This window comes from Dyadobacter sp. CY312 (genome assembly GCF_021390535.1).
In the GTDB taxonomy this organism is placed as follows: domain Bacteria; phylum Bacteroidota; class Bacteroidia; order Cytophagales; family Spirosomataceae; genus Dyadobacter.
Window position 1 is genome coordinate 172,084 of the sequence record NZ_JAJUXG010000018.1, and the last position, 17,041, is coordinate 189,124.

13 protein-coding genes are annotated in these 17,041 nt (G+C 42.7%); 6 read left to right on the plus strand and 7 right to left on the minus strand.

Going from position 1 to position 17,041, the window contains the following annotated elements; all coding sequences use genetic code 11:
- Nucleotides 1-32: 32 nt before the first annotated feature.
- The 4 genes from LZG71_RS24100 to LZG71_RS24115 all read right to left on the minus strand — a co-directional run bounded on the left by LZG71_RS24100 (nucleotide 33) and on the right by LZG71_RS24115 (nucleotide 4,060).
- Nucleotides 33-806: a glucose 1-dehydrogenase gene (locus LZG71_RS24100; RefSeq protein ID WP_233824779.1), complete on the minus strand. Its 774-nt coding sequence runs from the start codon at nucleotides 804-806 to the stop codon at nucleotides 33-35.
- Between the two features lie 179 nt (nucleotides 807-985).
- Entirely contained in the window at nucleotides 986-2,347 is a 1,362-nt protein-coding gene (locus LZG71_RS24105; RefSeq protein WP_233824781.1) for a glutamine synthetase family protein, read from the minus strand.
- Nucleotides 2,348-2,399: 52 nt separating this feature from the next.
- A complete protein-coding gene (locus tag LZG71_RS24110; protein WP_233824783.1) occupies nucleotides 2,400-3,023 on the minus strand; it encodes a DUF4230 domain-containing protein in 624 nt (207 codons plus the stop codon).
- A 23-nt stretch (nucleotides 3,024-3,046) separates the two neighbouring features.
- Entirely contained in the window at nucleotides 3,047-4,060 is a 1,014-nt protein-coding gene (locus LZG71_RS24115) for a bile acid:sodium symporter family protein (RefSeq protein WP_233824785.1), read from the minus strand.
- Between the two features lie 229 nt (nucleotides 4,061-4,289).
- Here LZG71_RS24115 and LZG71_RS24120 point away from each other — a divergent pair, with 229 nt between their 5' ends.
- From LZG71_RS24120 to LZG71_RS24140, 5 genes are all read left to right on the plus strand, one after another.
- Entirely contained in the window at nucleotides 4,290-5,114 is an 825-nt protein-coding gene (locus LZG71_RS24120) for a family 16 glycosylhydrolase (RefSeq protein WP_233824786.1), read from the plus strand.
- Between the two features lie 472 nt (nucleotides 5,115-5,586).
- Nucleotides 5,587-9,018, plus strand: coding sequence for an isoleucine--tRNA ligase (ileS, locus tag LZG71_RS24125; protein WP_233824788.1), 3,432 nt, complete (start codon nucleotides 5,587-5,589; stop codon nucleotides 9,016-9,018).
- 122 nt (nucleotides 9,019-9,140) lie between these two features.
- Entirely contained in the window at nucleotides 9,141-9,920 is a 780-nt protein-coding gene (locus LZG71_RS24130) for a 3-hydroxyacyl-CoA dehydrogenase (RefSeq protein WP_233824790.1), read from the plus strand.
- A 4-nt stretch (nucleotides 9,921-9,924) separates the two neighbouring features.
- Complete coding sequence (locus tag LZG71_RS24135; protein WP_233824792.1) at nucleotides 9,925-10,317, plus strand: hypothetical protein; 393 nt, start codon at nucleotides 9,925-9,927, stop codon at nucleotides 10,315-10,317.
- 114 nt (nucleotides 10,318-10,431) lie between these two features.
- Entirely contained in the window at nucleotides 10,432-10,596 is a 165-nt protein-coding gene (locus tag LZG71_RS24140) for a hypothetical protein (protein WP_233824794.1), read from the plus strand.
- Nucleotides 10,597-10,607: 11 nt separating this feature from the next.
- Here LZG71_RS24140 and LZG71_RS24145 read toward each other — a convergent pair whose 3' ends face one another.
- Nucleotides 10,608-11,357, minus strand: a complete 750-nt coding sequence (locus LZG71_RS24145; RefSeq protein ID WP_233824796.1) for a DeoR/GlpR family DNA-binding transcription regulator — start codon at nucleotides 11,355-11,357, stop codon at nucleotides 10,608-10,610.
- A gap of 104 nt (nucleotides 11,358-11,461) precedes the next feature.
- Between LZG71_RS24145 and LZG71_RS24150 the strand changes: the two genes are divergently transcribed.
- A complete protein-coding gene (locus LZG71_RS24150) occupies nucleotides 11,462-12,010 on the plus strand; it encodes a 5' nucleotidase, NT5C type (RefSeq protein WP_233824798.1) in 549 nt (182 codons plus the stop codon).
- 118 nt (nucleotides 12,011-12,128) lie between these two features.
- Here the strand turns inward: LZG71_RS24150 and LZG71_RS24155 are convergent, their stop codons facing one another.
- Entirely contained in the window at nucleotides 12,129-14,615 is a 2,487-nt protein-coding gene (locus LZG71_RS24155) for a M12 family metallo-peptidase (RefSeq protein WP_233824800.1), read from the minus strand.
- A 387-nt stretch (nucleotides 14,616-15,002) separates the two neighbouring features.
- Nucleotides 15,003-17,021 carry an excinuclease ABC subunit UvrB gene (gene uvrB / locus LZG71_RS24160; protein ID WP_233824802.1) on the minus strand — a complete coding sequence of 673 codons (2,019 nt, stop codon included), beginning with the start codon at nucleotides 17,019-17,021 and terminating at the stop codon, nucleotides 15,003-15,005.
- Nucleotides 17,022-17,041 lie beyond the last annotated feature (20 nt).

The window sequence follows — 17,041 nt, forward strand, 5'->3', positions numbered from 1 at the left end:
TCTCCCTTTCGTTCATCTTCCATTTCCAAAAATTAAACAGGTGTTACATAAGCAGAGGTAATTCCTCCGTCAACAAGAAAATCGGTTCCGGTGACAAATGATGATTCGTCCGAAGCAAGGAAAAGTGCTGCGTAAGCCATCTCTTTGGCTTCACCAAAACGACCCATTGGGATATGAACCAAACGACGTTGTTTTTTCTCTTCTGTATTTAAAAACTTCATCAGCAGTTCAGTGCGTAACGGTCCGGGACACAACGCATTGACGCGAATGTTTTCTCTTGCGTGAATAACAGCCAGTTCCCGCGTTAAAGCTAAAACAGCACCTTTACTCGCCGTGTAGGCGATTTGTGGTGTTGCAGCTCCTAAAATAGCTACAAATGAGGCTGTATTGATAATTGATCCGCCACCTGCCCGCTGCAAGGCTGGAATCCCATATTTACATCCCAGAAAAACCCCTTTCGCATTGATGTTCATGGTCAGGTCCCAAATCGATTCTTCGGTAGACATCGCATTGTCATCATCGCTATGCATAATACCTGCATTGTTGAAGATGATGTTGAGCTTGCCGAACTTCTCTTCGGTGAAGACAACAGCTGCTTCGCAGTCGGCCGCTTTGGATACGTCTGAGTGGATAAAAAAAGCTTCACCACCATTGGCATTAACCTCATCGGCAGTTGCCTGTCCCGCTTCGTCATTTACATCCGTGACTACAATTTTGGCTCCTTCTTTCGCGAACAGCAAAGCAGTTTCCCGGCCAATTCCACCGCTGCCACCAGTAATAAGAGCAACTTTATTTTCTAGACGCATTTTTTGTTATGTGTTAAATATGTGATGTTCCTGTTTCATATAAGGTTACACAGAGGTGCACAGAGATTATTAGAGGGACACAGAGGTTAACTCTCTGAATTTCCGCGTCTAAAATATTTTATCTCTGTGTCTCTCTCTTTTAAAACTCCGTGCACCTCTGTGTAACCTATTGAATAATACTATATCTGTTCAAAATACCTTCTCCGTTCCCAATCCGTCACCGACTTGTCGTATGCTCTTTGTTCAGTTTTGAAGAAGTGGCTGTAATGTTCAATCACCTCTTTACCAAATGTATTTCTTGCAAATTCACTATTCTCAAACATCGCTGTGGCTTCTGCCAAAGTATACGGAACCCTTGGCAAATGCGCTGCGGCATATATGTCTCCTTCAAAAATTTCAGGTGGTTCAATTTTGTTTTTAATACCATCAAGTCCCGATGCAAGCGATGCCGCAAATGCGAGGTATGGATTACAGTCCGCTCCCGGAATCCTGCACTCAATTCTTAAACTTGCTCCTTTTCCTACCACACGGAAACCGGCTGTACGGTTATCATAGCTCCATGCCAACCTGGTTGGTGCCCACGATCCGTCTACAAAACGTTTATAGGAATTGATCGTTGGCGCATAAAACGGCATCACATCAGGGACGTGTTTGATCCAGCCTCCTAAGAACCACCTGAAGATATCCGACCCTTCAACTGGCCCGAACTTCTCATTTCCTACAAAAGCATTTTTACCATCTTTCCAAAGACTCATGTGAATATGGCTGCTTGACCCTGCCTGATCGGTGGCGAATTTGGCCATAAATGTTACCGATAAGCCCATTGAATCAGCAACCTCTTTCAGGCATTGCTTGTATACGATGTGATTATCTGCCATAGGTAACACCTCCGAATACCTCACATTTACTTCGTGCTGACCAAGTCCCCATTCCCCTTTTGAAGTTTCAACAGGTACTCCCGAATATTTCAAATGTCTGCGAACGGCGGATGTAAATTTCTCGTTACGTGTTCCTTGTAAAATATGGTAGTCTTCCAGATAATAACCTGCGGGTTTCAGGTTCTGATAATTTTGCTCAAACGCCTGTTTGTAGCTGTTTTCGAGTAGATAATATTCAAGCTCAGAAGCAGCAAAACAGCTTAGTTCATTACTTTGGAGCTCTTGAAGTTGTTTTTTCAGAATAGAACGCGGAGCTATGGATTCCGGCTCATGTGTTTTGTCGTTGTGCAGATCGCACATCACCATTGCCGTTTTTTCGAGCCAGGAAGCAATTCGTAACGTAGCCATGTCGGGCACCATATGAAAATCCCCGTAACCCAGTTCCCAATTGGCATAGTCGTAACCCGGCACGGGTTCCATGGTAATGTCGGTTGTCAGCAAATAATTGCAGCCATGTGTTCCTGAGTCGCAAACGCTGTCGAGGAAATACTCTGCATCAACCCTTTTGCCCATCATTCTGCCATAGTGATCGGTAAAAGCAACGACAACTGTTTCCAGCATATCATCTTTCACAAGCTGTTTAAACCCTTCCAGTGTTAACATATTCCGTTATTTTGTCAGGACAGCATGGTCCATTTTCATTTGAGAAAAAACATTACCTTAACTTATCGATCTGCGTATTCATCGGAAATTTCAACATCACTTTTTTACCAGATGCTTTTTCCAGAATGGGTGTGAGTATCTTGGTCGCGTTCTCTTCGGTCTGCTTCAAAATACCCATATCCAATGCTGACTTCTGAATCTGTTTTTCAGCCTGTTTGTAGGCTTCCTGCACCAATTTCGCTTCTTCTGTAAATGCGTATTCAGTGTTGTAAACCTTCGATTTATCGTGGTCAATTTTGAAAACACATAGTTCCGGTTCAGGCATATGGACAACCAGTGTTTCCTGCTCAGACGTAATATCGGCGATGTTGATTTTGGTCATATCAATACATCCAATAGCTTCTCCCTGCACGATCAAAACAGCTTTTGCATTTGGAAGCCACATTTTAACGATCTCCTGCTCTACTACATCTTTGAAATTGTACTTAACAAGTTCCAGCTTACCCATGGCAGTAATTTCCTGTAACACTACCGTATGCATCGTTTCTGTTTTGTCCTCTTCCGAAAATATTCCCGAGAGCCATCCTCCGCTCCCAACGTTTTTCCAAAGAGACTGAATCCCCAGCAACAAAAGCACCAATACAATTAACCGCACCAACCAGGACAACAACCGCATAATATTTAAGATAAAGGGTACATCTACAATTTCGCCAACGGCTCCTGATCCTGATGATGGAGCCGGGCCATGCGCTGAGCTATAACACTCGCCGAAATCAACTGAAGTGCGTGATAAAGCATAATTGGCAATAACATAACACCTGCATTTGCACCCGAAAATAACACTTTTGACATCACTGCGCCTTGTATCAACGATTTTTTTGAACCGCAGAATACAGCCGTAACCTCATCTTCTTTACTGAAACCAAGTATGCGACAGAAAAATGTCAGCAAAAAATACACCGCGAAAAACAAAACCAGCATTCCTACACCAAGCAACACAATATCCTTTGCCTCGAACTCACTGAATAAATGCTCTCCAAATGATTCACAGAACGAAGTGTACACAATCAGCAGAATGGATGACTGATCGAAATAACGGATGTTTTTTTTATATTTTTCAGCAAACCCGCCCCATTTTTTGTTCATCAAAATTCCAAGCGCTACCGGAAGTAATACTTGCAAAGAGAGTTTTCCGACTACCGACATAATATCATAATGTCCGGAATTTGTATCCAGCACCACGCCCATCCAAAGCGGTGTTATAAAAACACCCATTAAGCTGGAAATGCTGGCATTAAAAATTGCCGCCGGAATGTTTCCTCCCGCGATGGAAACCATAACCACAGAAGAAGAAACGGTGGAAGGAAGCGTGGTTAAAAAGAAAATAGCCAGCCACATCATTTTATGATCTTCCCCCTGAAATAACGGGCGAAAAGCCAGTGCCAGCAGAGGAAATATTACAAATGTGGATATGTGTACCAGGGCATGTAATTTCCAGTTGGCCAACCCTGCACGCAGTTTATCGGGACTGAGCCTTAGTCCATAAAAAAAGAAGATCAGCGATACCGCGTAGGTAGATATTTGGGCAAGAGGTACCGGGCTCTCTTTCATTCCCGGATAGGGCCAGAGATATGCGAGACCAATCATGCTGATCAATGCTAACATAAAACCATCTAAACCCGCCTTTTTTGCTGTATCCAGTATCCTGTTCATTGTTCAATTCTTAATTCGCACAATCGGTCACCTGCCAATATAATACTTCCGAAAAGCCTGGCAGGCAAAGGAAAGTTAAATGTATGCTAAATAAAGTCACTAATACTGGTTTTGACAAATAATGCTTTAAACCGCTAAATCGCTATATATGGTAGATTATTTTCAACGTTATTTGTTTTCTTTGTTCAAATAATTCACTCACTTCCTTACTATTCATTAGGCTTAACAGATGTCTCTACTCAACAAAGGATTACTATTATGCAGCTTTTTATTCGTTTCGTTTTCACCGGTGCAGGCGCAGTGGAAACTGGTATGGTCCGACGAATTTAACAAGGACGGAAAACCCGATCCCGCCAACTGGAAAGCTGAAAAAGGGTTTGTGCGAAATCATGAACAGCAGTGGTATCAGGAAGATAATGCCTATTGTAAAGATGGAAAACTGATCATAGAAGCAAGACGCGAAGCGATAAAAAATCCAAAATTCGTAGCCAATAGCAACAATTGGAAGGAAAACAGGGAATATTCTGAATATACCTCAGCCAGCATCATCACACAGGGAAAACAAAGCTGGCAGTACGGCCGGTTTGAAATGAAGGCAAAAATAGACACCCGCCTGGGAATGTGGCCCGCTTTCTGGACGTTGGGAAATGAAGGTGAATGGCCTGAAAACGGAGAAATTGATATCATGGAATATTACCGTGGAGATCTCCTGGCTAATACGGTACATGGTTCCATGCAAAAATGGAAAGGGAATTGGCACACCACCAAGAAGCCAATTTCAGAATTTAACGATCCAAAATGGTCCGAAAAGTTTCATGTGTGGAGAATGGATTGGGATGAGAAAAACATCAAACTTTATGTCGACGATATTCTTCTGAGCGATGTAGATCTCGAAAAAACTTACAATGACAAAGACCCGTCAAAAAATCCTTTCCGCCAGCCACATTACATTTTACTTGGAATGGCCATTGGTGGAGACAACGGCGGCGATCCATCCAAAACCGTTTTTCCTGCAAAATACGAAATAGATTATGTGAGGATTTACCAGAAGTGATAAAGAGAGCTTAAAAGGTGAAAAGCTAAGAAGGAAAGAGATAAAAGAATTTTCACAGAAAGGTATTTTATGCTCTCTGAAACTCTATCTTAAACCGCGCGACAGTGTGTTCAAATTGTAACAGGAAGAATTTTTTGTAAAAGGAAAAGGTGAAATGAGACTTTAAAAAGTTTCGTTTCACCTTTTTTGTTATTTGTGAGCAATTTTACAAATAAGATTTACTTGTTAAGCAATATAATTTGTTAAGAATCAAAAAGATAACCCTCTAAATTCAAACGACTACTCCTGATTTGAGGGGCAAAATTGCATCATTGTAAAATCTCCCCCTCAATCATAAGTAGCTCCTCCTCCCATTCACAGAAAAAATCCGTAATTTTGCACTCCCAAAAACAAGAAACAGAGGATCTTTGTTATAAAGAAAAGCTAAAAGCCAACCGTATGACGGACCACGCTAACAGCTATAAGCTTATTTATGAAATACAACGAATTTAAAAACCTGAGCTATCCACAGATTGCAGACGATGTACTGAAATTCTGGAAGGACAACAAGATATTTGAAGCTTCCGTAGATACACGTGAAGGATCACCTTCTTTTACATTTTTTGAAGGACCACCGTCAGCGAACGGAACACCTGGTATTCACCACGTTATGGCTCGTTCGATCAAGGATATTTTCTGCCGTTACAAAACTTTACAGGGTTTTCAGGTAAAACGTAAAGGTGGCTGGGATACACACGGACTACCCGTTGAATTGCAGGTTGAAAAAGAACTGGGCATTACCAAGGATGATATCGGTAAAACCATCTCCATCGCTGATTACAACGAAAAATGCCGACAAACGGTAATGAAATTCACAGATCAATGGAATGATCTTACTGAGAAAATGGGATACTGGGTTGACCTGGACGATCCGTACATTACATATAAAAGCGAATACATCGAAAGTTTGTGGAGTTTACTTAAAAAGCTCTACGACAAAGGATTGTTATATAAAGGCTACACCATTCAGCCTTACTCTCCGGCGGCAGGAACCGGGCTTTCGAGCCATGAGCTGAACATGCCGGGTACATACAAGGATGTAAAAGACACCACCATTGTGGCTATGTTTAAGGTAAAAAACCAGGAAACATATCCGGTATTTGCCAATACATCAGGACTTGATATCCGGATTCTTGCGTGGACTACCACACCCTGGACTTTGCCTGCAAACTCAGCGCTGACTGTTGGTGCAAACATCAATTATGTACTGGTTAAAACCTTTAATCCATATACCTACGAGCCGGTTCATGTGGTTCTTGCCAAGGATTTGATCGGAAAATATTTTTCTGACAAATATCAGGATGGCGACTTTGACGGATTTGCCGCAAGTGATAAAAAGCATTTGCCGTGGTCTGTGGTTTCAGAGTTTAAAGGTAAGGATCTGGAAGGAATTGAGTACGAGCAATTGATGCCTTATATCCAGCCCGAGCTACCTGCATTCAGGGTTATCGTTGGTGATTTTGTTACAACAGAAGACGGTACGGGTGTGGTACACACCTCCCCTACTTTTGGCGCGGACGATTTCCGGGTGGCGCAAGCCAACGGGATCCCTTCCATCATGGTGAAAGACGAAACGGGCAAAGAGGTGCCGATCGTGGATCGCCAGGGACGGTTTGTGAAAGAAATCACGGATTATGCAGGTCGTTTCGTTAAACCTGAATATTATTCTGAGGCTGAGCAGAACGATCCTGAATTCCGTGCTACGGATGTATTGATCGCGATCAGACTGAAAGAGGAAGGCAAAGCTTTCAAAGTTGAAAAATACGAACACCCTTACCCACATTGCTGGCGTACGGACAAGCCGGTATTGTACTACCCGCTCGACAGCTGGTTTATCAAAACCACTGCCGTAAAAGACAAACTGGTAGAATTGAATAAAACCATCACCTGGAAACCGGAAAGTACCGGAACGGGCCGTTTTGGAAACTGGCTGGAAAATCTGGTTGACTGGAACTTGTCGCGTTCGCGTTACTGGGGAACTCCGTTGCCGATCTGGCGCAGTGAATATGGTGAAGAAAGATGTATTGGTTCTATCGAGGAACTGAAAGATTTGCTGGAAGAAGCCATCATTTCCGGGCATTTGACACGTGAACAGGCAGCTCATAACTCCGAATATCTGCTCAAATTGCAGCATGGAGATTACGATCTGCACCGTCCTTATGTGGATACGATCGTGTTGATATCTCCATCCGGACATGTCATGCACCGTGAGCCGGATCTGATCGACGTATGGTTCGATTCAGGTGCAATGCCGTATGCACAGTGGCACTATCCATTTGAAAATCAGGAGATATTTAACCAGAGTTACCCAGCCGATTTTATTTCGGAAGGTGTGGATCAGACACGTGGTTGGTTCTTTACTTTGCATGCAGTAGCAGGAATGCTGTTTGATTCCGTTGCATTTAAGAATGTCGTTTCAACTGGTTTGGTTTTGGATAAAAACGGTAATAAGATGTCCAAACGTCTTGGCAATGCCGTTGATCCGTTTGAAACTCTTGGAAAATATGGCCCGGATGCAACGCGCTGGTACATGATCACCAATGCGGAACCCTGGGATAACCTGAAATTTAATATTGATGGTATTCAGGAAGTACAGCGGAAGTTTTTCGGAACGCTGGTGAATACTTATAATTTCTTTGCACTGTATGCCAATTTGGATGGTTACAACTTCCATGAGGCTACATCGGTACCGGTTGAACAAAGAACGGAACTGGATCGATGGATTTTGTCCAAACTGAATACGCTGATCAAAGAAGTGGGCGAACAGTTTGATGACTACAATCCGACAAAAGCAGGCCGTTTGGTACAGGATTTCGTTACGGACCAATTGTCCAACTGGTATATCCGCCTGAACCGTCGTCGTTTCTGGAATCCTTCCAGCGAACAAGGATCTGGCCTAACGGAAGATAAAAAAGCAGCTTATGAAACGTTACAACATTGCCTTGTAACTGTGTCTCAACTGATGTCGCCTATTGCTCCATTCTTTGGAGAATGGTTGTACAAAAGCCTGACGGACGGAATCAGGGATGAAGCGAAGAAGGCCGATTCTTTATTGAAATTCGATTCCGTGCATTTGACGCACTGGCCGCTTGTAGAATACCAGGCCATTGACCTGGATCTGGAAGAAGCAATGGAAATGGCTCAGTCGATCAGTTCGTTGGTACATTCGATTCGTAAAAAACATAAATTAAAAGTACGTCAGCCGCTTTCAAAAGTATTGATCCCGGCATTGACAGAGAAAACCAGTCGTCAGATCAAACAGGTTTCTGCCATTATTTTGTCAGAAGTGAATGTGAAAGACGTTGATGCGATTAATGACAACGACGGATTTTTCCATAAAAAGGCCAAACCTAATTTCAAGGTTCTGGGTCGGAAGTTTGGAAAAGACATGCAGGCAGTTGCTGAAAAGATCAAACTTTGGGACAATACGGAAATAGCTCAACTGGAAAAAGATGGTCAGTACATGATCATCGATCTTCAACCGGTAGCTGTTATTTTACCCGAAGAAGTGGAAATCTACACGGAGGACGTTCCGGGATGGCTTGTAGCAAGTGAAAACGGTCTGACTGTTGCGCTTGACATTACCGTTACGGAGGAACTGAGGCTGGAAGGCATTGCCCGTGATTTTGTAAACCGTATTCAGAATCTGCGTAAAGACAGTGGATTTGAGGTTACGGATAAAATCAAAATTACGCTTCAAAACAACGATGAGTTGTTGGCAAGTGCAGTTACTGCCAATAAAGAATACATCTGCCAGGAAGTACAAGCTCTGGATCTAGATCTGGTTGGCGACTTAAATGGTGCAGCCAGTGAGATCGAAATGGATGAGTTTTTATTGAAGGTGAAAATTGAGGTGGTTTCGTAATGGTTTATTAACACGGAGTTACACAGAGGTAAAAAAGGAGAGCCGCGGAGATAAATTTTCTTCTCTGTGAAACTCTTATTAATCTCTGTGAAACTCTGTGTCACCTTAAATGTTTAATAACTATGCAACTAAAAAACGCAACAGCTCTTATTACCGGCGGTGCTTCGGGACTTGGAGAAGCCACAGCCAGATTGTTCCTTTCCGAAGGATCTAATGTTGTTGTTCTGGATGTTAATGAAACTGCTGGTAAAAATTTAGAAAATGAGTTTTCTGGTAAACTGAAATTCATCAAAACCAATGTGTCTGATGAAGTAGATGTTAAACTGGCCATTAACTCGGCGCTGGAAATATTCGGTTCAATAAACATTGTGGTGAACTGTGCGGGCATTGCACCAGTTGGAAAAACTGTTGGAAAAACGGATGGTGTATATGGTCCGCATTCTCTTGAAATTTTTGATAAAACAATCCGTATCAATCTTATTGGAACGTTCAATGTAATTCGTTTGGCGGCATTTGCCATGGAGAAAAATGAAGCCAACAGTGAAGGAGAACGTGGCGTGATTATTAATACAGCTTCTGTGGCGGCGTATGACGGTCAAATTGGTCAGGTTGCTTATGCGGCAAGTAAAGGTGGTATTGTCAGTATGACGCTTCCTATTGCTCGGGATCTTGCCAAATCAGGCATCCGTGTCATGACCATTGCGCCGGGATTATTTGAAACGCCTTTGATGCTGGGGCTGCCTGAAGAAGCCCGCCTGTCTTTGGGACAGCAGGTGCCGTTTCCTGCACGACTTGGGAAACCTCATGAATATGCCCTCTTGGCAAAATCCATTGTGGAGAATGTGATGTTAAACGGAGAAGTGATCCGACTGGATGGTGCGATCAGAATGGGACCAAGATAAGAACATGATAGAAACAGCTCACTCATACAAGACTAAATTTCCCATTTTTCAGTGGTTATTTCTGGCGTTTTTGTCGGCCGGCCTTGCCAATGGCACATTTCAGTTTCAATCAGTAAGACCTGTTCCGACTGTTGAAAATGTTATCTCAAACAGGTCAAATTTTACAAAGACTGCCGGAACAATCCGTTACAGCAGCTTTACCAAAAGCCCATATATACCTCAAACGATTCGTTTACAAACAATCAGGCTGGATTCCCTCTCTCAAAAACTAGAAGTAAGCTCAACAATCTCCTTCCAGCTTTATCCAACCACAAATCATTTTCAGTCCTGCAATAAGTCGGTTTTTACGGCCAGATGTACTACAACTTCTCCTGACGAAGACCTCATTCATTCCTGAGTAAGAGTCATTCCCTATTATCCGTTTGCCTGTTCTGCAACTGAACTGTGCTCCAATTCCAGTGTACTGCACCTGGAACGTAACGGTATTTCTTACATTTTAAAGGAATAAAAAATGAAGTTAAATTGTGTTTCTCACACCGTTGTAAAATGGCTGAGAAGGTTCGTCATTGCATTCATGCTGGGCTTTTCCAATGTCCTGAATCAGGAAACCAGAATGATTGACGACACCTTTTTCAAGATTGAACAGACCTCCGAAGATAAGGATGATCAGCAATAGCAAACCATTCACTAAACCATTTTGATCCCAATTTCACGGTAAATTCTGAATTCTTCCCGTTCGTCCGGCTGATCAGTTACTATTGTTGTAAGCTGGTTAGTCGGACAAACATAATATGCTTCCGCTGTATCCAACTTTTCCATAGTGGAAAGCGCAACAACTTCACGCGACGATTCGATCATAGCCCTTTTCACTTCACTTTCTTCAAAATCAGGTCCGGTAACTCCTAGCTCCGCATGAATGCTGCAAATTCCTAAAAGACATACATCAGCCCGAAATTTTCTAAAAAACTGGATGGTTTCGTTTCCAACCGTAACAAATGAATTTTTCATAAGTCGCCCGCCAGCAAACAGCACTTCTACTTTTTCATGTTCTTCAAGGATGTTGGCAATAGGAAAACTATTGGTCACAACTGTTAACCGTATATCTTTTGGCAGCGACTGCGCAATAAGCAATGCTGATGTTCCCCCGTCGAAAATAACGACCTGCCCATCCTGTAAAAACTGCAATGCCTTCTTTGCAATTATTTGCTTTTGTTCGCTTCCGTAACCAATCCTGTCCCGAAAATGATGCGGTCCCGGAGAATGTGGAACAGCCCCTCCTCTCACGGATTTCAATAATCCCTGATCGGCCAGCTCTTTTATATCTCTCCTCACAGTGTCCTCTGAAACCTTCAAAAGATCACTCAGCTGCCCCAATTGCACTTTTTGTTCCTGATTCAGCTGTTCTAAAATCAACTGAAAACGTTCTTCTTTTAGCATACTCAAATTCGATATTTTGCAAATATAGAAAAATAAAACCGCAAATTATTGCAATATATTGCAAATTTTAAATACATTTGTTGCACAATAAAGCAACACATATCATGAGAAAAACAATAGCTATTGACATGGACAATGTCATTGTGGACATTGAAACCAACTGGATCAATTTTTACGAAAAGGAATTTGGAGTGAAGATCAACAAGAAAGATTTATTGGGAAAACCAGAGGACGAAGCCTTCCCGGATGCCGTTGCGGCACGCAGTTTATTATACAAACCCGGTTTTTTCCGCAACGCACCTGTAATGCCAGGCGCAATTGAAGCATTAACAGAACTCGCACAGGACTTCGAGATTTACATTGTGTCAGCAGCGATGGAATTCCCCAATTCATTGGCAGAAAAGTACGACTGGCTCGCCGAACATTGCCCTTTCATTTCATGGAGAAACATCATTTTTTGCGGAGATAAAAGCGTTATTGCCACCGATTTCCTGATTGACGATCACTTGAAAAATCTGGATTTTTGTAAGGGAACACCCGTCCTTTTCACAGCAGGACACAATATCAATGTTACCAGACACCAGAGAGTGAATAACTGGACGGAAGCCGTGGCGTTTATTAAAGGAAGTGTTGCGGTAGAAGAATTGGCATAAATAAAGGTGATACATGGAAGTGATCACCTTTATCTGACTACCAACACAACGATTACTCAATCCGGTCTTACATTTTCCTATTTACATAGGGCATAGTTTAAAATTATTTGAGGTACAATTATCTCAGTATTTTCTGTACAATTACCGGCTGATCCTCCGATTTAATACTGAGAAACATGATACCGGAATTGAGTCGGGACATGTCGTCTTTTATATGGTTTTTCCCGTCAGAAATCTGCCGGTCCCATGTTCTCACCTTATTACCCATTACATCAAATACGGTAATGGTAACCAACCTGCTTCTGTTCGACACCAGATCATAGGAGATATCATTTCCATTGATCAGGGTCTGGCAGTTTACAAGGGCGAGGCCTGATTTAAAACTGTTGTTTTTGATATAAACAATTCTGCTGAAAGTTGACTTTCCATCCAGCTCAGCCATTTGAAGTTTATAATAATAACCTCCCGTTTCATCCGTGATTTGATCATCTTTAAACTCGTATAGAAACTGATCACGCCCTGTATTTTGGGATGATACCGCACCAATATCAAAAAATTGAAACCCGTCTTCACTTCGCTGTACCGTGTAGGATTTCATCCCAGTTTCGTTTACAGTTCGCCACTGTAACAGATTGTGGCTCTCTAAACTTTTTCCATTGAAAGAGATCAGATCAACAGGCAGCGAACTATTATTACTCATTTCTCCTCTGAAAACAACGCCATAATCTTCCACCTGACCATTCACCGGATTGTGGCAGGCACTGCCCGGTTTTGTAGTATCAGTAATGATTCTTAACCTCAATATTTTGTTTGTAGTAATTTGAAATGGCGTTGTAAATCTGAGCCAGGAATTTGCGGCAGTATTGTAAATAAGGTGTCCCGCCCATGTATTGTCAGTTGCAATCACCCGCTCATCGGACTCATTAAACATGCCATCCCCATTGTAATCAATGTAAATGCTTACATATTCCTGTGCACCTGCCTGGCCTACATTAATGGTAAAATCGTAGGATGTGTTCTTTTGCAGGTCTGCAATCTGTGAACAGGATCGATCAACGTACCTTGCTCCGTCCGTTGCAGCATTACCCGACGAAAAAGAAATTTCATTCAATCCAAAATACTTAATACCACCCGTCCCTCCGGCACCGGAAGGGATAACACACGACTCTTTGTTAAGAGCAACATCGTTCACAATAACGCGCCCCGGAATGTGTAAAGTGTTGGTGTTGTCAGCTGTTAAACTCACATCGTATACACCCGCAAGGGCATAAGTCACAGGGACCTGTGCCACTGTGGAAGTGGATGGACTTCCCGACGAGAATCCCCAATTACGAGCTTGGCTATTTGTTGATTTATCCTTAAACAAAACACTTCCCCCAACGCAAGCCGCACTAGGTGAGATCGCGAAATCCGGCGTCACGGAGGGTGAACAGCTTTTGAAACAGCTTCGTATTGAAATTTGGTTGCTAATGTCTGACTTGGAAACGGGCGACCAGTTTATTGACATATTTACCGATGGCGCCATGATTGTTGCAGAGCGGGATGCATCGTGATCAGCTCCAAAATTGTGGCCTATTTCATGCGCTGCCAATACGGCCATTGCAGCCATGTTCCCACCAAAGTCCTGCAAAGCATTGTACCTGCCAGCGGTGCAAACCCCACGCACCCAGGCTATTCCTACTGCCGCAGCATTAAAATCCCTGTTTGTCCACAACTGCCCAATCCCATAATCGACCTTAAAGTTGCCAGCTTCGGCCCAAGCTGTAAAATTCCATAACACAGTTGAAGGATCTGTTGAATCAGTTAAAGGCAGAAACGGCTCAGCTGATGGTGCCTCGGCAATGTATTGCGCCACAATACGAAATTCAATATTGTCAGAGAACTCATGCCGGTAAAGTACAGCTACGTTGTTCATAATGGCAATGTTGTGATTAAATGCAGCCGAAGCGCTGCCGTATTTAGTAAACATGGACAGATCGGACGCAATAGCAAGTTCCACAACTTTGCAGCCGTCAGCCGCAACCCGAGCCGATGATTTTGTTTCTTTAAATTCAGCAACCTTGCTTTCCGTATCTTCCACACCACACTGCGCACCTTCCAGAGGAATGACATCACTCGAATTATAAACTACTACTACATCGGAATCGGTTTCTCCATTCAGATATTGTGCCTGCTCCACATACCAGGTCTGCCCGCCATCGGTGATCGCCGCTGAAAAAAAACCATGGTCAACAGTCATCGATATACGTCCCCTTCCTCCTTTCAAAATACCTGAATAACTTCTCGCTGATGACACCTTTCTTTTTATTTCCCCACCCTCTCCTGCAACAATTTCAACGTAAGCAGGAGCAAGCAATTCATTCTTTTCCAAGTCGAATTCCCAACTAAGCTTATCCGAAAATGTCAGTTTGAAGCGTTTTTCGACACTTTTATTAAGTTGTTTATAAATATTACCTACATCTGCTTTAAACAATTCGTGCTGCTTAAATTTCCCTTTGAGATCAAAACCGCTGGTCACGGCCGGTATACGAAAATCAATCCTTTTCTGAGCTATACTGGTAACCGCGCATAGCGTCAGAATTCCTAACAGACAGAGCGTTTTCATAAAAGAGGATTTAATGATAGTAGATAGACTGCTTATCACGCATTAACAGATACCAATATCAATATGTAATATTAATTAGGTATGTTAAAGTACTCAAATGTAGTATTATTAATAACTAATTCTAATCAATATAAAGAATTTATTTATTAAATAAAGTGTCGTTAAGAAGAGCAACAAGCAGTGCCAGGTAAAACCCTGGTTACAAGAATATTTAAAAGGTTTAACCAATAGATATGAAGGAAAAACAGAATTGAAGAAACATTTATTTGGAGGACCTTTTTCAATCTTTACACAGGTTATCCCCATAACGAAGCCCTTATAAAACAAAAACAGGAAGCCCTTCCAAGCTTCCTGTTTTTGTTTTACGAAACGCACTTAAAATACGATCTAAACTTTATTTTTCACCTGTTCTTTTAATTGCAACAGCTCATCACGAAGCCTTGCAGCTTCAAGAAAATCAAGATCTTTCGCCGCAGATTCCATTTTTCTCTGGGTTTCGGCGATCAATTTCTGAAGGTCATTTTTACCCATGTATTGCACTACCGGGTCAGCAGCGATGCGAATTTCGGATGGCTCTACATATGCCCTTCTCGGTTTGGAGTCGGCAACGGATGTTTGTTCCATAATGGCCTCCCGCGATTTAAGAATCGTTTTTGGCACAATACCATGAGCACGGTTGTATTCCAGTTGAATACTTCTACGCCTGTTCGTTTCATCAATAGCCTGTTCCATAGAACCGGTCATTACATCGGCATACATAATTACTTTTCCCCGATCATTACGCGCGGCGCGGCCAATCGTCTGGATCATGGAACGTACATCACGAAGAAATCCTTCTTTGTCGGCATCCATAATCGCAACCAGCGAAACTTCCGGTAAATCCAAACCTTCTCGTAACAGGTTGACGCCAACCAAAACATCAAATACACCTAAACGCAACTCTCTCAGAATTTCCACCCTATCAAGTGTTTTTACTTCTGAGTGAATATAACGGCACTTAATACCAACACGATCAAGGTACTTACTCAATTCCTCAGCCATTCTTTTGGTCAAAGTTGTGATGAGCACCCTGTCGCCCATTTCAATACGTTTGGTTATTTCGTCGAGCAGGTCATCTATCTGATTCAAACTTGGCCTCACTTCTATTTCAGGGTCCAGCAAGCCGGTTGGACGAATAATTTGCTCAACCACAACACCTTCCGATTTTCTCAATTCATAATCCGCCGGTGTGGCACTTACGAATATGGTCTGCGGGGTCATATCCTCAAATTCCTGAAATGTAAGCGGTCGGTTGTCCATTGCTGACGGCAGTCGGAAACCATATTCAACCAACGACTCCTTGCGAGACCGGTCGCCACCCCACATTGCACGGATCTGAGGCATGGTTACATGACTTTCGTCCACCACCATCAGGAAATCTTCCGGGAAATAATCTAAAAGACAGAACGGCCGTTGCCCTGGAAGACGTCTGTCAAAGTATCGCGAATAGTTCTCAATACCTGAGCAGTAGCCCAGTTCCCGCATCATTTCCATATCGAATTCCGTGCGTTCTTTCACACGTTCCGCCTCTGCAAGACGTCCTTCCTTTGTAAAATATTTGATCTGCTGAACAAGATCATCCTGAATTTCCTTGATTGACTGATTAAGCACATCGCGACCGGTTACAAACAAATTCGCCGGAAAAATAGCTACTGCTTTGTCATTGGAAATCTTCTTGCCACTTTCAGGTTCAATTCGCTGGATTTCTTCTATTTCATCGCCGAAGAAAATGATACGGTAAGCAAAATCTGCATACCCCGGAAAAATATCCACTGTATCACCTTTCACACGGAAAGTACCCCGGCTAAATTCTACTTCGGTGCGACTGTATAGTATTTCGACCAGCCTGAACAGAAACTGATTTCTGCTGACAATGTCTCCAAGTTTTACACTGACAATACTTTTTTTATACTCATTCGGGTTTCCTGCACCATATATGCACGATACAGAAGCTACCACCAAGACATCACGCCGCCCGCTCATCAGTGAAGAAACAGTGTGTAATCTCAGCTTATCAATTTCCTGATTGATCATCAGGTCCTTTTCTATATAGGTATTGGTGCTGGAGATGAACGCTTCGGGCTGATAATAATCGTAATAGCTTATAAAATACTCAACTGCGTTATTGGGGAAAAACTGCTTAAATTCTCCGTAAAGCTGTGCAGCTAGCGTTTTGTTATGACTCAAAACCAGCGTAGGTCGGTTAATTTCAGCCACCACATTAGCAACCGTAAAAGTTTTCCCCGAACCGGTTACACCAAGTAACGTCTGCGCGGGCTCGCCGGCGTTGACACCATGCAAAAGCTGCCGGATCGCTTCCGGCTGATCGCCGGTTGGTTTGTATTCTGATGTGAGTTCGAAATTCATAACATGTGATGATGCGTAAA